16 protein-coding genes and 1 pseudogene are annotated in these 16,221 nt (G+C 63.2%); 11 read left to right on the forward strand and 6 right to left on the reverse strand.

Annotated elements, in window-relative coordinates:
• The first annotated feature begins 198 nt into the window (after positions 1-198).
• From ACXMDY_RS08765 to ACXMDY_RS08785, 5 genes are all read left to right on the forward strand, one after another.
• Positions 199-849, forward strand: coding sequence for a TIR domain-containing protein (locus ACXMDY_RS08765; protein ID WP_399243633.1), 651 nt, complete (start codon positions 199-201; stop codon positions 847-849).
• A 47-nt stretch (positions 850-896) separates the two neighbouring features.
• On the forward strand, positions 897-1,931 hold the full coding sequence (locus ACXMDY_RS08770; RefSeq protein ID WP_457767360.1) for an IS5 family transposase: 1,035 nt from the start codon (positions 897-899) through the stop codon (positions 1,929-1,931).
• A gap of 98 nt (positions 1,932-2,029) precedes the next feature.
• Positions 2,030-2,278 (forward strand): hypothetical protein, encoded by a 249-nt coding sequence (locus ACXMDY_RS08775; protein ID WP_457767561.1) that lies wholly within the window; start codon positions 2,030-2,032, stop codon positions 2,276-2,278.
• 212 nt (positions 2,279-2,490) lie between these two features.
• Positions 2,491-2,742 carry a DUF4160 domain-containing protein gene (locus ACXMDY_RS08780; RefSeq protein WP_457767588.1) on the forward strand — a complete coding sequence of 84 codons (252 nt, stop codon included), beginning with the start codon at positions 2,491-2,493 and terminating at the stop codon, positions 2,740-2,742.
• 31 nt (positions 2,743-2,773) lie between these two features.
• Positions 2,774-3,010, forward strand: a complete 237-nt coding sequence (locus ACXMDY_RS08785; protein ID WP_457767589.1) for a DUF2442 domain-containing protein — start codon at positions 2,774-2,776, stop codon at positions 3,008-3,010.
• Between the two features lie 69 nt (positions 3,011-3,079).
• On the opposite strand, the gene ACXMDY_RS08790 is transcribed toward ACXMDY_RS08785, so the two are convergent.
• Complete coding sequence (locus ACXMDY_RS08790) at positions 3,080-4,525, reverse strand: CoA transferase (RefSeq protein ID WP_457767562.1); 1,446 nt, start codon at positions 4,523-4,525, stop codon at positions 3,080-3,082.
• Between the two features lie 616 nt (positions 4,526-5,141).
• Here ACXMDY_RS08790 and ACXMDY_RS08795 point away from each other — a divergent pair.
• Positions 5,142-6,730, forward strand: a pseudogene (locus ACXMDY_RS08795) (IS3 family transposase).
• A gap of 338 nt (positions 6,731-7,068) precedes the next feature.
• Here ACXMDY_RS08795 and ACXMDY_RS08800 read toward each other — a convergent pair.
• A complete protein-coding gene (locus tag ACXMDY_RS08800; protein WP_457767563.1) occupies positions 7,069-7,281 on the reverse strand; it encodes a winged helix-turn-helix transcriptional regulator in 213 nt (70 codons plus the stop codon).
• Positions 7,282-7,737: 456 nt separating this feature from the next.
• Here ACXMDY_RS08800 and ACXMDY_RS08805 point away from each other — a divergent pair, with 456 nt between their 5' ends.
• Positions 7,738-8,442 carry a DUF429 domain-containing protein gene (locus ACXMDY_RS08805; RefSeq protein WP_259702176.1) on the forward strand — a complete coding sequence of 235 codons (705 nt, stop codon included), beginning with the start codon at positions 7,738-7,740 and terminating at the stop codon, positions 8,440-8,442.
• On the opposite strand, the gene ACXMDY_RS08810 is transcribed toward ACXMDY_RS08805, so the two are convergent.
• Positions 8,427-9,815, reverse strand: coding sequence for a DUF6880 family protein (locus ACXMDY_RS08810; RefSeq protein ID WP_259702175.1), 1,389 nt, complete (start codon positions 9,813-9,815; stop codon positions 8,427-8,429). The two genes, ACXMDY_RS08805 and ACXMDY_RS08810, sit on opposite strands and share 16 nt — an antisense overlap.
• Positions 9,816-9,933: 118 nt before the next feature.
• Between ACXMDY_RS08810 and ACXMDY_RS08815 the strand changes: the two genes are divergently transcribed.
• Positions 9,934-10,443, forward strand: coding sequence for a hypothetical protein (locus ACXMDY_RS08815; protein ID WP_259702174.1), 510 nt, complete (start codon positions 9,934-9,936; stop codon positions 10,441-10,443).
• 701 nt (positions 10,444-11,144) lie between these two features.
• Positions 11,145-11,522: a large conductance mechanosensitive channel protein MscL gene (mscL, locus tag ACXMDY_RS08820; RefSeq protein ID WP_259702173.1), complete on the forward strand. Its 378-nt coding sequence runs from the start codon at positions 11,145-11,147 to the stop codon at positions 11,520-11,522.
• Positions 11,523-11,553: 31 nt separating this feature from the next.
• On the opposite strand, the gene ACXMDY_RS08825 is transcribed toward mscL, so the two are convergent.
• On the reverse strand, positions 11,554-11,727 hold the full coding sequence (locus tag ACXMDY_RS08825) for a PIN domain-containing protein (RefSeq protein WP_259702172.1): 174 nt from the start codon (positions 11,725-11,727) through the stop codon (positions 11,554-11,556).
• Between the two features lie 12 nt (positions 11,728-11,739).
• On the reverse strand, positions 11,740-11,994 hold the full coding sequence (locus ACXMDY_RS08830) for a PIN domain-containing protein (RefSeq protein ID WP_259702171.1): 255 nt from the start codon (positions 11,992-11,994) through the stop codon (positions 11,740-11,742).
• A 230-nt stretch (positions 11,995-12,224) separates the two neighbouring features.
• Between ACXMDY_RS08830 and ACXMDY_RS08835 the strand changes: the two genes are divergently transcribed.
• The gene (locus tag ACXMDY_RS08835; protein ID WP_259702170.1) at positions 12,225-12,467 is read left to right on the forward strand and encodes a type II toxin-antitoxin system Phd/YefM family antitoxin; all 243 of its coding nucleotides are present in this window, start codon (positions 12,225-12,227) and stop codon (positions 12,465-12,467) included.
• A complete protein-coding gene (locus ACXMDY_RS08840; RefSeq protein WP_259702169.1) occupies positions 12,464-12,733 on the forward strand; it encodes a Txe/YoeB family addiction module toxin in 270 nt (89 codons plus the stop codon). Before ACXMDY_RS08835 ends, ACXMDY_RS08840 begins: the two co-directional genes overlap by 4 nt.
• Before the next feature lie 537 nt (positions 12,734-13,270).
• Here ACXMDY_RS08840 and ACXMDY_RS08845 read toward each other — a convergent pair.
• Positions 13,271-16,135 (reverse strand): valine--tRNA ligase, encoded by a 2,865-nt coding sequence (locus ACXMDY_RS08845; protein ID WP_259702168.1) that lies wholly within the window; start codon positions 16,133-16,135, stop codon positions 13,271-13,273.
• Between the last annotated feature and the right edge of the window lie 86 nt (positions 16,136-16,221).

A 16,221-nucleotide genomic window follows, 5' to 3' on the forward strand; every position in this document is an offset into this window, starting at 1 on the left:
TGTGATCCATTGGCCGCCAATGGATCTAGAGTTGCCGGAAACAGGGGGCTACGACCTTATGCGGTTTGATGGAGGGCTTGATGGAGGGTTCTCGGACCCGCCTAATTAGCGTTAGGCCTCATCCACAGCCCGATTCAGCAATGAAGCCAAGCCATTAAAATCACTGAAACCTCTTTCCAAGAAATCCTGGTTGTAATTATGAAAGTATTTGTGTCTTGGTCAGGCAGGCGAGGCAAGAAGATTGGTGAAGCCCTCAAGACTTGGCTGCCTGATGTTATACAGTCTGTGGAACCATTCTATTCACCTGACATAGAGAAAGGTGAGCGATGGTCCTCGGAAATCGAGCAGAATCTAAGGGATTCCAAGGTTGGCATTATTTGCGTAACACCTGAAAGCATGCTCTCTGCTTGGCTAATGTTTGAATCTGGAGCAATTAGCAATGCCAAGCTGTCACGAGTATGTCCACTGCTCTTTCAAGTAGAGCCAGCCCAGCTCCAAGGCCCACTAAGCCAGTTTCAAGCAACTCCCTACAGTGAAGACGAGATAAAGAAACTAGTTTTTTCAATCAATGAGCTTCTCGATAGTCCGCTATCAGATGCCCAGTTGCAACGTACTTTCAGCCGATGCTGGCCTGAACTAAATGACTCTGTAGGTGAAGCTTTGTCTAGTCGCGAAGACGACGAAAAGCCGGCTGAACGCTCTATGCAAGATATGATTGAGGAGATTCTTACAACTGTAAGATCAGTCGCAAGCTCAGGTCTAGACGAAGATGCAAGGGCTCATTGGATACTGCTTTACAGAACACTCGTCGAATTTGGGGCACCTCGAAAAATCTACGTCGCTCCCTGACAGACTTTGAAATAAGCAATAGAATTGGTTCAGTTCAATACAGCTGAATGGGACAGCGTGGATTCTGGGATGAGGAGAAGCGCATCCACAGGCTTCAGCAGAAGAAGCCTACGTTAGCGACCCTATCCGAGACGATTCCTTGGGAAGCCTTCAGGCCCCTGCTGGAGCAGGGTTACAGCCATGAACGGAAGAGCAATGCTGGCAGGAAACGGATTGATCCGCTCATCCTCTTCAAGATGCTGGTGCTTCAGCAGCTGTTCAACCTCAGCGATGAAGAGCTGGAATTCCAGGTCAATGACAGACGCTCATTCGAGGAATTTGTCGGACTGGGAGTGATGAACACCATTCCTGATGCCACCACGATTGCCTTCTTCCGCGAGCGTCTCCGCAAGGCGGGCGTTATCGATGAGCTCTTTGACCGGTTCGAGGAGCACCTGCGGTCCGAGGGACTGGAGGCCCGTGGAGGGCAGATCATCGATGCGACACTGGTCCCTGTTCCCAAACAGCGAAACTCAAGGGAGGAGAACAAGACCATTAAGGATGGAGCCATCCCAGAGAAGTGGCTGAACAAGCCAAACCGACTGCGCCAAAAGGACACTGACGCCCGCTGGGTCAAGAAGAATGGCATCAGCCATTACGGATACAAGAACAGCATATGCATTGATGCCACTCACGGCTTCATTCGAAGATTTTCCATTACCCCAGCCAACATTCACGACAGCCAGATGCTTACACAGGTGCTAGACCCTGAGAACAGGGATGACTTCGTCTGGGCTGATTCTGGCTACGCCGGCGTGCGGTATGAGGATCTGCTGGATATGGCTGGTTTTGAGAGCAGAATTCATGAAAAGGGCTCACGCTGCCATCCATTGAGCGAAGAAGCCCAGGAGCGCAACAAGGCACGATCTAGTGTGCGGGCAAGGGTTGAGCACGTCTTTGGTGCAATCACAACTTGGATGCGCGGCAAGCTGACGAGGCGGATTGGATTGGCCAGAACGAGAGCTTGGTGGGGACTGCGTAATCTGACTTACAACTTTCTTCGATACCTGCATAGCAACTCAAAGGCAACGCCGGCCTCCTGATCATTCGACAGGGAGATAAACGACTCGACTTAAAGTAATTGATGCCAGTCGTCAGGAGCATCTGCACGTGCAGAGGATTTCCTTGCAGCGTCTCAATATTGCCTCAAAAGTGGCAATATTTCGAGGTTCCCTTTGGTCGACAAGCAGAAAAAATAGGCAGAACTGCATCGGAAGAAGGTGTGTATGAACTTATGCAACTCACTCTGAAGCATCTACAGCTAACCCTGAATTTAGCGGGCCCGAAGATTGCGAAGACATCCAAGCAACAAGAGCTTGAAACGGAAGCCAAGATAATGATGAATGCCTTAACTAAAGCTATCGATGAAATTGCCCCCATCCCATTCTGATCGAACACAGCGCCTAACAAGCCCCTCGAGTGGACAGGCCACCACCATCACTCGGCTGTGCCACCATAGGCTCCCTGCCTGCCACTCAGGGGCAGCGCTAGAAAGATGGAAACAGCCGTCCCAGATTGGACGAGATAGCGCAACCGCCATCAGGCCCTGATCGAAGCTACTGAATCAACAGCCTCACAGCAGAACCATGCTGGAACTCAAGTCTGGGAGCCTGCTGGTCACCAACTGTCTTCCGGGACGGCGAGTTTCGGTTTTTCTTCTTCTCACGCGAGGAGAGCCGCATGCACATCCATGTCAGCCATCCTGATGGTGAGACAAAGTTTTGGCTGAGTCCTTCCATTGAACTTGCCCGCAACATCGGCCTAAGCTCCTCAAAGATCAAGGATGCCGAACGCTTGGCACTGTCACGTCAACAGGAGATCATCGATGCCTGGAACAACCACTTTGGAAGCTGAGGTCACCAATGTTTCCAGGTTTTGCATCTGGATGCTTATTGATGACGAAGAGTTGGCTCTCCCATATTCCGAATTTCCGTGGTTCAAGGCCGCCACGATTGAGCAAGTCATTAACGTTAGGCGCCCCACCGCTGATCATCTCTATTGGCCTGATCTCGACGTTGAGTTGTCCGTTGAATCGGTACGCAATTCCAAGAGGTTTCCTCTCAGGGCGAAGAGCACTTTCCAAGCATGCCATTCACCTGAACCGCCTCCTCAAGTTCACTGATGCCATGAAGCGGTCGTCAGCCATGCTCTTAACGGCCAGGTGTTGGCAAGCGCTACCGATACCCAACGTTCAATCCCAGCTCAGCAGGGAAGACCCCAGCGGTTGGGTGGAGCGATCGAAGCCGGGTTTGATGTCGGGGAGTTCCAGCAGGCTGGGCAGGTAGGTGATGGTCCCGAAGGGCCCGTCAATCGTTTCGACCGGCAGATCGGACTCACTGATGAGATCGGCCCAGGCTTTGGTGCCGTTGAGCACGGCAGGGTCGAGCAGGCCTACATCCTGGGCCCACATGCACATGCGGGTGAGCGAAACACGCACCTGATAGCTGCCGCCTTCCTCGGCACGCTTCAGCAGGGCGGAGGCGATGGCGGCCGCACCCACATAACCGGCCAGGTAGTCGGCGAAGATGTTCTGCACCGGCATCATGGGAGCATCCACAGCCCCTTCCTCATCCACGTAACCCGACACCGCCACGGCAAGCATGTCGAAACCGCGGAAGTCGGCCCATTCGCCTTCAAAGTCGAAACAGCGCAGCTCATGGGCGATGATCCCCGGCCGGCTTGTGGCCAGCACTTTGGGTGAGATGCCCTTGTGGTCGAGGTTCAGATAGGAACAGGTGAACACATCGGCGTTCTGGAGAAGGCTGTAAAAGGCATCACGATCGCTGCTGTCGCACAGATCGCAGTAGGCGGCGCGCTTGCCGATATCCGTTTCCAGGCGCCAGTTGAGGTGATCGGGGTAATCGACCCTGGAGAGATGGAGCACATCGGCCCCGAATTCCGCCAGGGTGCGGGCCGTGATCGGCCCCCCGATCACATGGGTGCAATCGAGCACCTTGATGCCCCGCAAGGGACGCCCATCCGTTGGCAGGCCGGATGGCAGGGGGATGGGATCGCTCTCGCCGATCTTGATCAATTCCACCACCGGCTTGGCGGCAAGGCGGGCACCCACGGGATGGCGTCGCCACTCGGCGGCGGTGCGCACCACACCCACGGCAGCTCCCTCATCGCGCAGGGCGCGTTCGAGCGGCTCCGCATCCCAGCCACTCACCGCCTGCTCCACCGCTCGGGGGGTGGGAGCACACTTGAGCACTCGGTAAACCGCATCGCGCAGGCGTGGATAGAGAGTTTCGAACTTGATGAAGCGCCCATCGCGGGTGGCATAGAACTCACCACCCACGGAATCGTCGAAGGAACCGGGAGCGCCGTAGTCGGTGAAGCCGAGTTCGCGGCCGTTCTGGCGCAGATAGGCGATGCCGTGGTGCTGATGCACACCGGCATGGGCATCCGTTGTGACGTCCTGCACGGCACCACCACGTCGCTGCCAGATGTCACCGAGGCACATGCCCAGGCTGGCCTGGGCCGCGGCCATCAGTTCGCCGAAGCGGTGCCTGGAGGACAGCAGAGGATCGGCATGACGAATCGTGACCTTGCCGGGGTACAGGCGCTCCTGGCGACCGATCGCCGATTGGATCATATCCAGGGCACGTTGGGCGGAATCGGTGTCAACCTGGGCCATGGGTTCCTGGGTGAAGGCAGAAGCGGCACTGCCAAAAATTGGATCGCGGTCAGCCTAGTGGCTTGATACAGATTGTCCATCACCGCCCAACACCTCCTTCGGTGAGTGCGATCAGAAACGACACACCCAGCCTGCCCTGATCATCGATTCGCAGAATGCCGAGGAGGCCTGCCTTCTGAGCGCGGCTTTCTGAGACAAGGCTGACGGTCGGCCTTTCTGTAGCTGCACTGAGGTGTGCAGATCGATTTCGACCCTGGCAGTCACCGGCAAGGACGCGACCAATCTGAGCAAGCACGGCTTCTCTTTGGAAGCCGCAGCTGAGCTTCGTTGAGACGATGCACCCGTCTGGATTGATGATCGGGCTGAATCCTGGGGAAGCAGGAATGGTTGCCTTGACTCTGATTAATGACGGACTGTTCTTCGTAGTCGTTGTAGATCGAGATCCATAGAAGGAGAACAATTGGTCTACGCAAAGCCAATCGCCGTGAGGTCAGTCACTGTGTCAAAGCCCTCAAAGAAGATCCGCCTGAGGATGCCAACACCCCCTCTGCCAGGAAAGTTGACGCCTCTCCATCTCGACCATTTCCACCACCAGGGGGCCTGATGGAACCGATCAATGCGTCCTTACAGCGAGGCTGTCAAAGCTGATGTCCGCCGGCGGATGGGGCCTCCCCATCGCCAGAGCGTGACGGAGATCGCCCAGGAGCTGGGCATCCACGTGATCACCCTCTACAAATGGCGCAAGGCCTGGCGTCTGCAGGGGGAGGTGGTGCCGGCTACCCAGAAGGACCCCGAGGGTTGGGGCCCAACTGACAAGTTCACGGTGGTCCTGGAGACTGCTGGGTTCAACGCCACCGAACTCGGCGCTTACTGCCGCGAGCGGGGTCTGTTCCCCGAGCAGGTGGATCGCTGGCGCCAGGCCGCCCAGGATGCCAACGCACAGCCGCTGGTGACGATGGCCGAGCAGAAGGACCTGGAGAAGCGCCACCAGGCCGATCAGCGGGAGATCAAGCGGCTGCAGCAGGAGCTGCGCCGCAAGGACAAGGCCCTGGCGGAGGCGGCGGCGCTGCTGATGGCCTCAAAAAAGATCCAGGCCTTCTGGGGAGAGGACGGGGGCGACTGACCTCACCGTCTGATCGCCGCAAGGCCCTGGGGATCCTCGAGGCCGGCATGGCCGCGGGCGCACGGGCCCGTGAGGTGGCCGCTTTGCTTGGTGTGGGGCTCACCACCCTGCAGCGCTGGCGGCGTCAGTTCGCTGGTGATGGGGACGGCAGCGATCGCCGCAGAGGAAGCCCCCGCCATGTGGCCCATCGCCTGAGTGAGGAGGAGCGCCAGCGAATTCTGCTCACCTGCAACCAGACGGAATTCGCGGCGCTGCCGCCGGGGCAGATCGTGCCGGTCCTGGCGGATCGGGGCCTCTATATCGGCTCGGAGCGGAGCTTCTACCGGGTGCTCCATGCCCACGGCCAGGCCCACCGCCGCGGGCGGGCCCGTCCGCCCCAAGAGCCCCGTCCGGTGCCACGGCTGCAGGCCAGGGGGCCGAATCAGCTGTGGAGCTGGGACATCACCTACCTGCCCACCAGCGTTCGGGGGGTGTGGCTGTACCTCTATCTGGTGATCGACGTCTGGAGTCGCAAGGTGGTGGCCTGGGATGTGGCCGAGCGGGAAGACGCCCAGATCGCCGCTGATCTGGTCGGCCGTGGCTGTCTGCGGGAGCGGATCAGTAAGGGCCGCCGCCAGCCGCTGGTCCTCCATGCCGACAACGGCAACGCCATGCGCGCTGCCACCCTGGAAGCCCGGCTGGAGGAGCTGGGGGTGCTCAGATCCTTCTCCAGGCCCAGGGTCAGCAACGACAATCCCTACTCGGAGTCGCTGTTCCGAACGGTCAAGTACCGACCGGACTACCCCAGGCGGCCATTCCAAAGCAAGGACGACGCCTGCGCCTGGGTGGCCACGTTCGTGAGCTGGTACAACCACCAGCACCGCCACAGCGCCATCCGATTCGTGACGCCCCACCAGCGCCACAGCGGTCAGGCCGAGGAAATCTGCCGCCACCGTTCCCGCGTCTATGAGCAGGCCCGGCAGTGTCACCCCCGCCGCTGGAGCCGCTGCACCCGCAGCTGGCATCAACCGGAGGTGGTCTGGATCAATCCACCGCCTCCAGAAAACGCCAACGGTCCGGCTACTTTGTCGATCGCCGTCTGATTGGCGGCAGGGGCGTCATCTTTTCTGGCAGTCACCGACACGGGATGACGATCAGGCAATCAACGCAGCGGCCAAATCAGATCCTGATGCCCTTCCACTAACAGACGAACAGATGACCGCGATGGTTCCCATTCAGGCTCTGCGAGGTCGACCCAAACTGGGGAATGAAAAGCAGCTTGATTCAATCCGATAGAGCCCTGAGGTGGTTGACTTTTTCAGAGCTTCCGGGACTGGTTGGCAGGCTCGAAAAGATGAACGCTCGCCCGATATGCGCTTGGCGCAAACGTGCCCGATACGGCAAGCCAATGGAGCGGTTGCCTGCGGGGCTGATCGGCCAGCTAGTCCTCGGCCCGCTCACGCTGCCCGCTCAGGATGCGGCTGAAGCGGTGCGTACCCGTCAGCAGCGCCACCAGCACCAACACTCCCCAGCGGCTGGTCACGTGCTGCAGCACGGTGCGCGAGGGGCACTCGGCGGCAAACAGTTCTCCCCTTCGCATCAGCGTGGAGATGGTGGGCGTTTCAGCCACGGGGGCCGGCTGGGCGCTGCTCATTTGATGCTTACTTTTTTGTGCGTACTTACGAAAAGTTTGCTTGCTCGATGGTCTCCCCTCGTCTGCTCCTCCTTGCAAGCAGGGTTTCCATGATTGTCATCACCGGCGCCACCGGCCAGCTTGGCCGCCTTGCGCAGCCCAGCCAAAGCCGTCGAACACGTGGTCACCGAAGCCACGCTGCGCGCCTCGGGCATCCCCCATGTGCTGCTGCGCAACGGCTGGTAAACCGAAAACCACACCGGCAGCATCGGCGCTGCACTTCACTACGGCCCCGCACAAGTGGGTCTGGGCCTGCCAGCAGGCTTCGCCACGCTGCTGACCGTGCCGATCTCGGTGCCCGTCTGAAGCAGGTGGGCGAAGCTGAGGCTGTTGGATCGCGGCTTTCGGCTGAGCGGACGATCAATTCCGCCCTGGTGATGGCCCTGCCTTGGAGCCAGCATCCCTGATCATCCATCCATGGCTTCCGCTTCAGGCTTCGCCAACCACACCCCTCTCACCGTCATCGGCATCGACGTGGGCGGCGCGCGCAAGGGCTTCCATGCCGTGGCCCTCTGTGGCGGCGCCTACCGAGATCGCCACAACACCGCTGATCCGGTTGCCCTGGCCCGGTGGTGCCACCACAGCATCGGCGCGCAGCTGGTGGCTGTGGATGCCCCCTGCGGCTGGAGCGTTGATGGCCGCTGCCGTCCCGCCGAACGGGAGCTGATGGCGGAGCGGATTCCCTGTTTCTCCAGCCCCTCCCGGGCGCGTGCCCTGGAGCATCCCTCCAACTACTTCGGCTGGATGCTCTGCGGTGAGGCCTTGTATGGGGCGCTGGCCTCCAGCCACACCCTGGCCGTTGCCCGGCCTGCGCCCGGGCAGGTCTGCAGTTTTGAAACCTTCCCCCACGCGATCACGACCCATCTGCACCGGGCCCTGGGGCTGGGGCCGGCCCTGGCCTCAGCCAAGCGTGTGCAGCGGCGGGCCCTGCTGGAGCGCTTCGGGGTGGACACCGGGGCACTCACCAGCATCGACTGGATCGATGCCGCCCTCTGCGCCCTCGCCGCCCAGCTGCTGGCCGGAGCTGGCCCCTGCCGCGTCTACGGCGAACCGGCCAGCGGGGTGTTGATCGTGCCGACGGGCGTGGATGGGCCGCTGGCCACGCTTCAGAGCGCCGGCTGAACCAGGCTCCAGAAGCCCAGCTTCCGGCCGTGGTCCTGATCCAGCCCGGCCAGGTAAGCCGCGTGATCCAAAGCGCCGCACCAGTCTTCGATCCCGGCGGCCAGGGCCCGGCAGCTCTGGAGATGGCGGGCGGCGTGGCGGTAACGGCTGGAGCGGCCCTGCTCAAGGCTGAAGTTGATCATCGCCCGCAGGCACAGCGTGGCCGCCAGCGGTTGCTTGGCCTCCAGGGCCTCGGCGACGGGACCGAGCAGTTGGTAGAGGTCGCCATCGAGTTCGTCGTGGCGCTCCAGGATCAAGCGGGCGGTGCGGCGGCGATCGGGCCACTGATGCAGAAAGCGCAGGGCCTGGTTGAAACCGGGGTAGGACAACGCCAGATCCAGGGCCCGCTCCTCCTCGGCGGCATCCTCGAAATCAGGAAGATGCTTGAGGTAGGCGCGCAGGTGGCGGATCGACAGCGACCGCTCCACCACCATCCAGCGCAGGGCCTGGGCCTCCTCGCCGCGCTCAAGCGCCTCGAGGGCGGCGACGCGGGCATCGAGCCATTCGATTGAGCCCGCCAGCCGTCCCTGCTGATCAGGGTCGGCCGCATCCAGCTGAGCCAGGGCCTCTTCAGCCCTGCCGGCGGCGGTGAGCCGGCCGGCCACCTCGGCGACGATCGCCGGCACGGTGAGGGCGCCAGGGTCATGGTCGCGATACTCGCCCAGGTAGGCCTCGGCATCGCCGAGGGCATCGGCGATCTCGAGCATCGCCAGCTGCACGGTGCGACGGCGATGCTCACTGGCGTTGGGCCGGCTGCGCTGGGCCTCCAGCCGCTGGCGCAGCTGGGCCAGGCCCTGGCCGCCCAGGGCCTCCTGGAAGTGCTCGATCAGCAGATCGAACTGGCCGTAGCCGTTGTCGATCAGCGCCGCGTAGACCTGATCCGCCAGGGCTTCGCGGTCGGGCTCGCCACGGGCCGCAACGCAGCCCAGATCAGCGGTGACCTTGTGAAACAGCTGCATCATCTCTCCATCGCTGTCGTCGCAGCGCTCCAACAGCGGTTCCACCAGCTCCAGGAAGGTCCAGAGCAGGTCCACCGCCAGGGCGGGCTCGTGCTCGGCGATCGGCCCGACGATCGCCAGTCGCTGCTGGTCGAGGTCGGTGAGCAGGGCATCGCGCTGGCGCCAATCCAGGAAGCTGGTGGAGCGGGCGATGGTGGCCAGCCGCTTGCGGACCTCCCGGCCGATCTCGGCCGGTCCGCGCTGCTCGGCCAACGCCAGCCGCAGCTGCCGCTTGGCAGCTGCATTGCCCTGGGTGAGGCTGATCAGGAGCTCCGCCAGCTTTGCCGCACCCAGGCCTTCGAGATTCCTGGCATTGAGGGTGGATCGGGAAGCCATCAATCAGCCGTCAGTTCAGAGCGGGCCAGGCATCATTGTGAAGTCGCTGCCAGCAGCGGCGTTGAACTCCTCCAGACGCCGATTACGGTTTCGCCTCACACCCTGAGGGAGCAAGGCCATGGCGGCCCGCGCCAGGACAGCACGGCCCAAGGCCATGGCGGCCACCAGCCCGGAAGAGCAACTGGTTCAGAAGCTGCAGCGGATCGAGGCGCTCTTCTCCCGGGCCGGCAGTGAGGGCGAACGGGTGGCGGCCGGGCGCGCGCGGCAGCGCATCCAGGCCCGGCTCCAGGAGCTGGCGGCAGAAGAGCCGCCGATCGAGTTCCGCTTTTCGCTCTCCGACCAGTGGTCGCGCCACCTCTTCGTGGCCCTGATGCGGCGCTACGGCATCACCCCCTACCGCTACCGGGGCCAGCGGCGCACCACCGTGATGGCGCGCCTCAACCGCAGCTTCGTGAACGACACGCTCTGGCCGGAATTCCTGGAACTGCAGCAGACGCTCTCGGCCTACTTCGACGCCCTCACCGATCGGGTGATCGAGCAGGCCCTGGAGGTGAAGGCCAGTGAGGCCGAGGAGCGCCCCCCGGCCCCCCAGCTGGAGCCGGTGGATCACCAGACCTCCCTGCTGTAAAGGTTTCAGGCTTTGGAGGGGCGTAGCCCAGTGACCTGGTGCTTCTGCCCCCCGTTGTTCCCCGCCATTGCCCCCAGGAAAAAACCTATCGACCTACTGGGGCGCCTCGAGAACCGCCTTCTGGCGCTCCAGTTGCTGGGCTTCAATTCCTTGGGCTGCCTGCTTGGCGCGCTCAATGGGCTCCAGCAGAGCGGAACCGCTGGGGGGCGACCTGGTTGCGCTCGGCTGCGAACATCCGGACACCGCTGTCATCAATGCAGCAACGCACAATGCTGGTTTCAGATTCATTGATCCAGATGGCTATGGCAGACCCTGCGCGCCCATTCCAGCCTGAACGTGAAGATCTTTCAACATACCGTTCATCAAACATGGGATCCGTGGCTTGATCCGTAGCTCGATACATGGCTCGATACGTCGATGGGCTGACGGCTGAACCGCCCGCGGACTGTCCGGGTCGATCTGGCCAGCTCCAAGCTCTGCCTCTGGAGAGCTGGCTGCCATGAACCTGAGAATGACGCCGGCCCAAGCGGGTTGATTGTTCGGTACTTCTCAGGGCATCGATCGCCGGGCTCCCGTTCATCGCTCGCATCAGACTGGATACAGGATCTGATTTCTGCCTGAATCACCCCGCGATCACAACGCTGGCCGGAAGGGATGCACTCCGCCGGTGCCATAGGGTGATTCAGTTATTGAACAAAGTTATGGCCCGCCGCTCCGGTTTCCTCGCCGATTTCCAGGCCTTCATCAACCAGGGCAATGTCGTTGACCTCGCCGTGGCGGTAGTGATCGGCGGCGCCTTCGGCAAGGTGGTGGACGCGGTGGTGAGCCTGGTGATGGGCAGCGTGCTCACCCCCGCGCTCAAGGCGGCCAACGTCGATTCGATCAATGCCTGGCCAGCCGGCGCGGTGATCGTGGCGTTGATCAATTTCGTGGTGATCGCCTTCGTGGTGTTCCTGATCGTGCGGGCGCTCGAGGCCACCAAGCGCAAGGAGGAAGCGGTGGCACCCCCCGACACCCAGGCCCAGCTGGCCTCGGCGGTGACCCGCCTCGCCGATGCGCTGGATCGCAAGGGGCTGTAGGGGCGCAGCGGAGCTGATCGGCGGCGACCGCTCAGCCCTGTAGCTCTTCGCCACTCCCGGCTTCAGCCACCCAGTTCTCGATGGAGAGGCCCGGATAGATCTGGAAGTCGGCCAGGTTGTTGCTCACCAGCGTGACGCCCAGCGCGAGGGCATGAGCGGCAATCAGTTTGTCGAGCCCATCGCGGCGCCGTTCGCGGCTGGCCAACCGAATGGGGCCTCAGGCGGCGGCGGCATCGCCATCGAAAGGGGCGACCGGCACCTCCAGCAGAAACCGCTGCAGGGCCAGGCGGTTGCGCTCCGCCTGGTCCCCTGAGGCGATCACCCCGTACTCCAGCTCCGCTGCGGTGATGGCTGAGATCATCACCTCCCCAACACGCCAGCGAGCAAGGCGCTCTGCCACCTGGGTGGGCTGGTGTTTCATCAGGTGGATGCAGATGTTGGTGTCCAGCAGGTAGAGGGGGCGGAGGCTCATGGCTGGCTGATCAAGCGCCCCTCACAGCTGCTCCCCTCACAGTTGGTCCCGCTCTTCCTGCTGCTGATCGCCGCGACCTGCCGCCAGGAACTCCGGCGAAAAGCTGGACAGGGCCGCAAGAGCTTCCGCCTCCGCGCCTCCGCGCCTCTGCCGCCCAAAGGGACCAGCGAGCCGTCTGGCCGGAGTCAATGTGGTACGTTTTTGCGTACGCTGCTTTCAGGCTGCTTCCGATGGCCAGCCTTTCCGCCACCGAAGCCCGCAAGCGGCTGTATGCGCTCATCGACGAGGTGACCGCCTCCCACGAGCCCCTGCAGATCACAGGCAAGCGCGGGAATGCCGTGCTGCTCTCGGAATCGGATTGGCAGGCCATCCAGGAAACCCTCCATCTGGTCTCGATTCCGGGCATGCGCGAATCCATCCTCCAGGGCCTGGCTGTGCCGTTGGAAGACCTCAGTGATCAGCCGGGCTGGTGAGCTGGAGCGTTCGCTTCACACGGCAAGCCCAGAAGGACGCCCGCAAGCTTGCCGCTGCATCGCCGGACTTGAAGGCCAAGGCCCAGCAGCTGCTCCTTCTGCTGGCAGATGATCCCTGCCGCCAACCCCCGCCCTTTGTGGTGTTGGTGGGTGATCTACGCGGGGCCTTCTCCCGGCGGATCAACATTCAGCACCGGCTCGTGTACCAGGTGCTGCGCGAAGAACGCATGGTCAAGGTGTTGCGGTTGTGGACCCACTACGGATGAGGGTGAAAGGGCTGGGGATTCAAGCCAGCCGTCCGTTCAGCTATCGATGCCATTCTCATGACGAGCCCTAAGACTCTGTCGCCAGCAAGGCGATCAGGAAGCCTGAGATTGGCGGGACTAAGTCAAGTCGCCCGAAGAGAGCATGGGACGACAGAAGCAGTGACTTCACTGGTTCGCATTCATGTTGGAGGTGTGGCGTCGGGTTGTGTGATGGCAGCGGGGGTAGCAGGTTGAGCAAGTTCGGGATAATCGCTTGGATGGAGATAGCATGAAGGCAAGCAAGTTCGATCGGTGGCATCCGTGATCGGCCACGAAGGAGCAAGTGAATCGTCCGCATCGGTATTATCAGCACTCAGCTGAGTGGCTTCAGCCGAGTGCTGAATCAACCGTTGAAGCTCCTGGAGTTTTGCCTTGGCCAACGTGTCGTGATTGCATTCAGCGATCTGGGCGGAGATGGTGTCGAGCGGCGTTTTACTGCTCTTCTACATCCAAAAGCGCCGCTATTTTAATCGAAACCCAGCAATCTTCGCCCAGAACTCAGCCCAGCCCCGCCAGCCGCCCCCGCGCCAGCGCCGCCTGGGCTTCGGCTTCGGCCAGGTTGGCCTGGCATTCGGCTACCACCTCCGGTGGGGCCTTGCCGGCGAAGTTGGGGTTGGCCAGGCGGCCGGCCAGGCCCTTGATCTCCTTGTCGGCCTTGGTGATGTCTTTCTCCAGCCGGCCGCGCAGGGCGTCGAGATCCACCAGGCCCTCGATCGGCAGCAGCACCTGCAGCTCGCCGCTCACGGCCGCCAGGCAGCGGGCGCTCACGGGCGTGCCGCCGTCAGCATCGGCGGCGGCACCACCTCTGGCATCGCCGCTGGTGTCGCGCACGTCCACCGACGCCGCCCGGGTGAGGGCGGTGATGTCGCCGCTGCCGGCGCGCAGCACCGCCGCCAGCTCAGGGCGGCCGGTGAGGAACACCACCGGCGCCGGCTGGGCGGGCTTGAGCCCCGCCACGGCGCGCAGGTTGCGCACCACCCGGATCGCCTCGATCAGCTCGGCGAACTGATCCTCCAGCGCCTGATCCAGGGCGGCCTCGTCGAGTGCCGGCCAGGGCTGCAGGGCCAGGAAGGTGCCTTCCGGCGCGCCGGTGAGCCCGTGCCAGAGCTCCTCGCTCAGGTGCGGCATCAGCGGATGCAGCAGCACCAGCAGCTCATTGAGCACCTTGGCCAGCACCTGGCGGGCCACGCGCTGATCCGCCAGCACCTCAGCGCTGAGCGGCTCGCCCTCAACGGCGGGGCGGGGATTGAGCCGCCGCTTGAGCAGCTCGATCGTCCAGTCGCACACCTCGTTCCAGGCGAACTCGTAGAGCCCCTTGGCGGCTTCGCCGAGGGCATAGCTGCCGTAGCGCTCCGCCGTTTCGCCGTTCACCCGGGCCAGGCGCGAGAGGATCCAGCGGTCGGCCAGGGTGAGGGCGGCCGGATCGGGGTCCCCCAGGCTGGCGGGCGTTTCACCGGCCAGATTCATCAGCGCGAAACGGGTGGCGTTCCAGAGCTTGTTGGCGAAGTTGCGCGCCCCCTCCACCGTGGCTGAGCTGCCGCTGGCGCGGTCGTAGTCGAGGCGGATGTCCTGGCCGGCGCCGGCCACTTCGCGCACCAGGGCGAAGCGCAGGGCATCGGCGCCGTAGCGCTCGATCAACGGCAGCGGATCGATGCCGTTGCAGGCGCTCTTGCTCATCTTGCGGTTGTTCTCATCCCGCACCAGGCCGTGGATCATCACGTCGGCGAAGGGCATCCAGCTGGTGCGGCCGCCCACCGGCACGCCGTCTTCCTGCAGGAAGGCGCCGGCCAGCATCGTCATGCGCGCCACCCAGAAAAAGATGATGTCGAAGCCGGTCACCAGCACGCTGGTGGGATACCAGGTGGCCAGATCGGCGGCGTTCGGATCGGGCCAGCCGAGGGTGGAGAAGGGCCAGAGGCCACTGGAGAACCAGGTGTCGAGCACGTCGGGGTCTTGCTCCAGCTGTAGCGCGCGGCCCGCCGCCCGGCTGGCGGCGCCGAACTGCGCTTCCGCCCTGGCGCGCGCCTCCTCGGCATCGCGGGCCACCACGTAGGGGGTGGCGTCCGTGATCACGCCACCCGTTTCACTCACCACGAACCAGGCGGGAATGCGGTGGCCCCACCAGAGCTGGCGGCTGATGCACCAGTCGCGGATGCCCGTGAGCCAATCGCGGTAGACCTTCTCCCAGCGCTGCGGCACGAAGCGGGGTTCGCCCTGATCGAGCGCGGCGCGGCAGCGGGCGGCCAGCGGCTCGGCCCGCGCGAACCACTGGGTGGAGAGCAGGGGCTCCACCGGCACCTTGCCGCGATCCGAAAACGGCACGCTGTGGCGGTGCGGCTCCACCTTCACCAGAAAACCCTCGGCCTCCATCGCCGCCACCACCGCCGCACGCGCCTCGAAGCGATCCAGCCCGGCGAAGCGACCGGCCGCGGCGTTCATCGAGCCGTCTTTGGCCATCACCGTGATCAACGGCAGGCCGTGGCGGGCGCCGATGGCGAAGTCGTTGGGGTCGTGGGCGGGGGTGACCTTGACGCAGCCCGTGCCGAAGGCCGGATCCACGTGCTCATCGGCCACGATCGGGATCTGGCGGCCCACCAGCGGCAGGGTGAGCGTGCGGCCCACCAGGGCGGCGTAGCGGGGGTCGGCGGGGTGCACGGCCACGCCGGTGTCACCCAGCAGGGTTTCGGGGCGGGTGGTGGCCACCACCAGATGGTCGGTGCCGTCGGCGGCGGCGCCATCGCTGAGCGGGTAGCGGAAATGCCAGAGATGGCCGTCCATCTCCTTCATCTCCACCTCCAGATCGCTCACCGCCGATCCCGAGGCCGGGCACCAGTTCACCAGGTATTCGCCGCGGTAGATCAGCCCCTGCTCATGCAGCCGCACGAAGGCTTCCACCACGGCTTTGTTGAGGCCAGGATCGAGCGTGAAGCGCTCACGCCGCCAATCCACCGAATAACCGAGCCGCCGCAGCTGACCCACGATCGTGCCGCCGCTTTCGGCCTTCCAGTCCCAGGCGCGCGCGAGGAAGGCGTCGCGGCCGAGGTCGTCTTTGCTGCCGCCTTCCGCCTTGATCTGCTTCTCCAGGATCGACTGCACCGCGATCGAGGCGTGGTCGGTGCCGGGCAGGCACAGCACGTTCTTGCCCTGCAGGCGCTGAAAGCGCACGATCGTGTCGATCAGGGCCGTCTCGAAGCCGTGGCCCATGTGCAGGCTGCCGGTCACGTTCGGCGGCGGGATCACCACAGAAAACGGCTCGCCGGGCGCGTTGGGGTCGGGGTGGAAAGCACCGGCGGCCTCCCAGGCCCCCTGCCAGCGGGCTTCGGTGCCGGCTGGGTCGTAGGTCTTGGGCAGGGCCTCGGTCACGGTGGGCGGGGGAAGATCAGCCCATGCTCTCAAAGGGCAGCCAGCCTCACGTCAGGCCCGTAGCCCAGCAGGGTGCGATCAGCGCT

The organism is Cyanobium sp. ULC082 (genome assembly GCF_977927535.1).

Bases quoted from the DNA above. Each gene is read 5' to 3' on its own strand.
- ACXMDY_RS08765 (WP_399243633.1), top strand. From the start codon at position 199: ATGAAAGTATTTGTGTCTTGGTCAGGCAGGCGAGGCAAGAAGATTGGT.
- ACXMDY_RS08770 (WP_457767360.1), top strand. From the start codon at position 897: ATGGGACAGCGTGGATTCTGGGATGAGGAGAAGCGCATCCACAGGCTT.
- ACXMDY_RS08785 (WP_457767589.1), top strand. From the start codon at position 2,774: ATGCTTATTGATGACGAAGAGTTGGCTCTCCCATATTCCGAATTTCCG.
- ACXMDY_RS08790 (WP_457767562.1), bottom strand. From the start codon at position 4,525: ATGGCCCAGGTTGACACCGATTCCGCCCAACGTGCCCTGGATATGATC.
- ACXMDY_RS08800 (WP_457767563.1), bottom strand. From the start codon at position 7,281: ATGAGCAGCGCCCAGCCGGCCCCCGTGGCTGAAACGCCCACCATCTCC.
- ACXMDY_RS08805 (WP_259702176.1), top strand. From the start codon at position 7,738: ATGGCTTCCGCTTCAGGCTTCGCCAACCACACCCCTCTCACCGTCATC.
- ACXMDY_RS08810 (WP_259702175.1), bottom strand. From the start codon at position 9,815: ATGGCTTCCCGATCCACCCTCAATGCCAGGAATCTCGAAGGCCTGGGT.
- ACXMDY_RS08815 (WP_259702174.1), top strand. From the start codon at position 9,934: ATGGCGGCCCGCGCCAGGACAGCACGGCCCAAGGCCATGGCGGCCACC.
- mscL (WP_259702173.1), top strand. From the start codon at position 11,145: ATGGCCCGCCGCTCCGGTTTCCTCGCCGATTTCCAGGCCTTCATCAAC.
- ACXMDY_RS08830 (WP_259702171.1), bottom strand. From the start codon at position 11,994: ATGAGCCTCCGCCCCCTCTACCTGCTGGACACCAACATCTGCATCCAC.
- ACXMDY_RS08835 (WP_259702170.1), top strand. From the start codon at position 12,225: ATGGCCAGCCTTTCCGCCACCGAAGCCCGCAAGCGGCTGTATGCGCTC.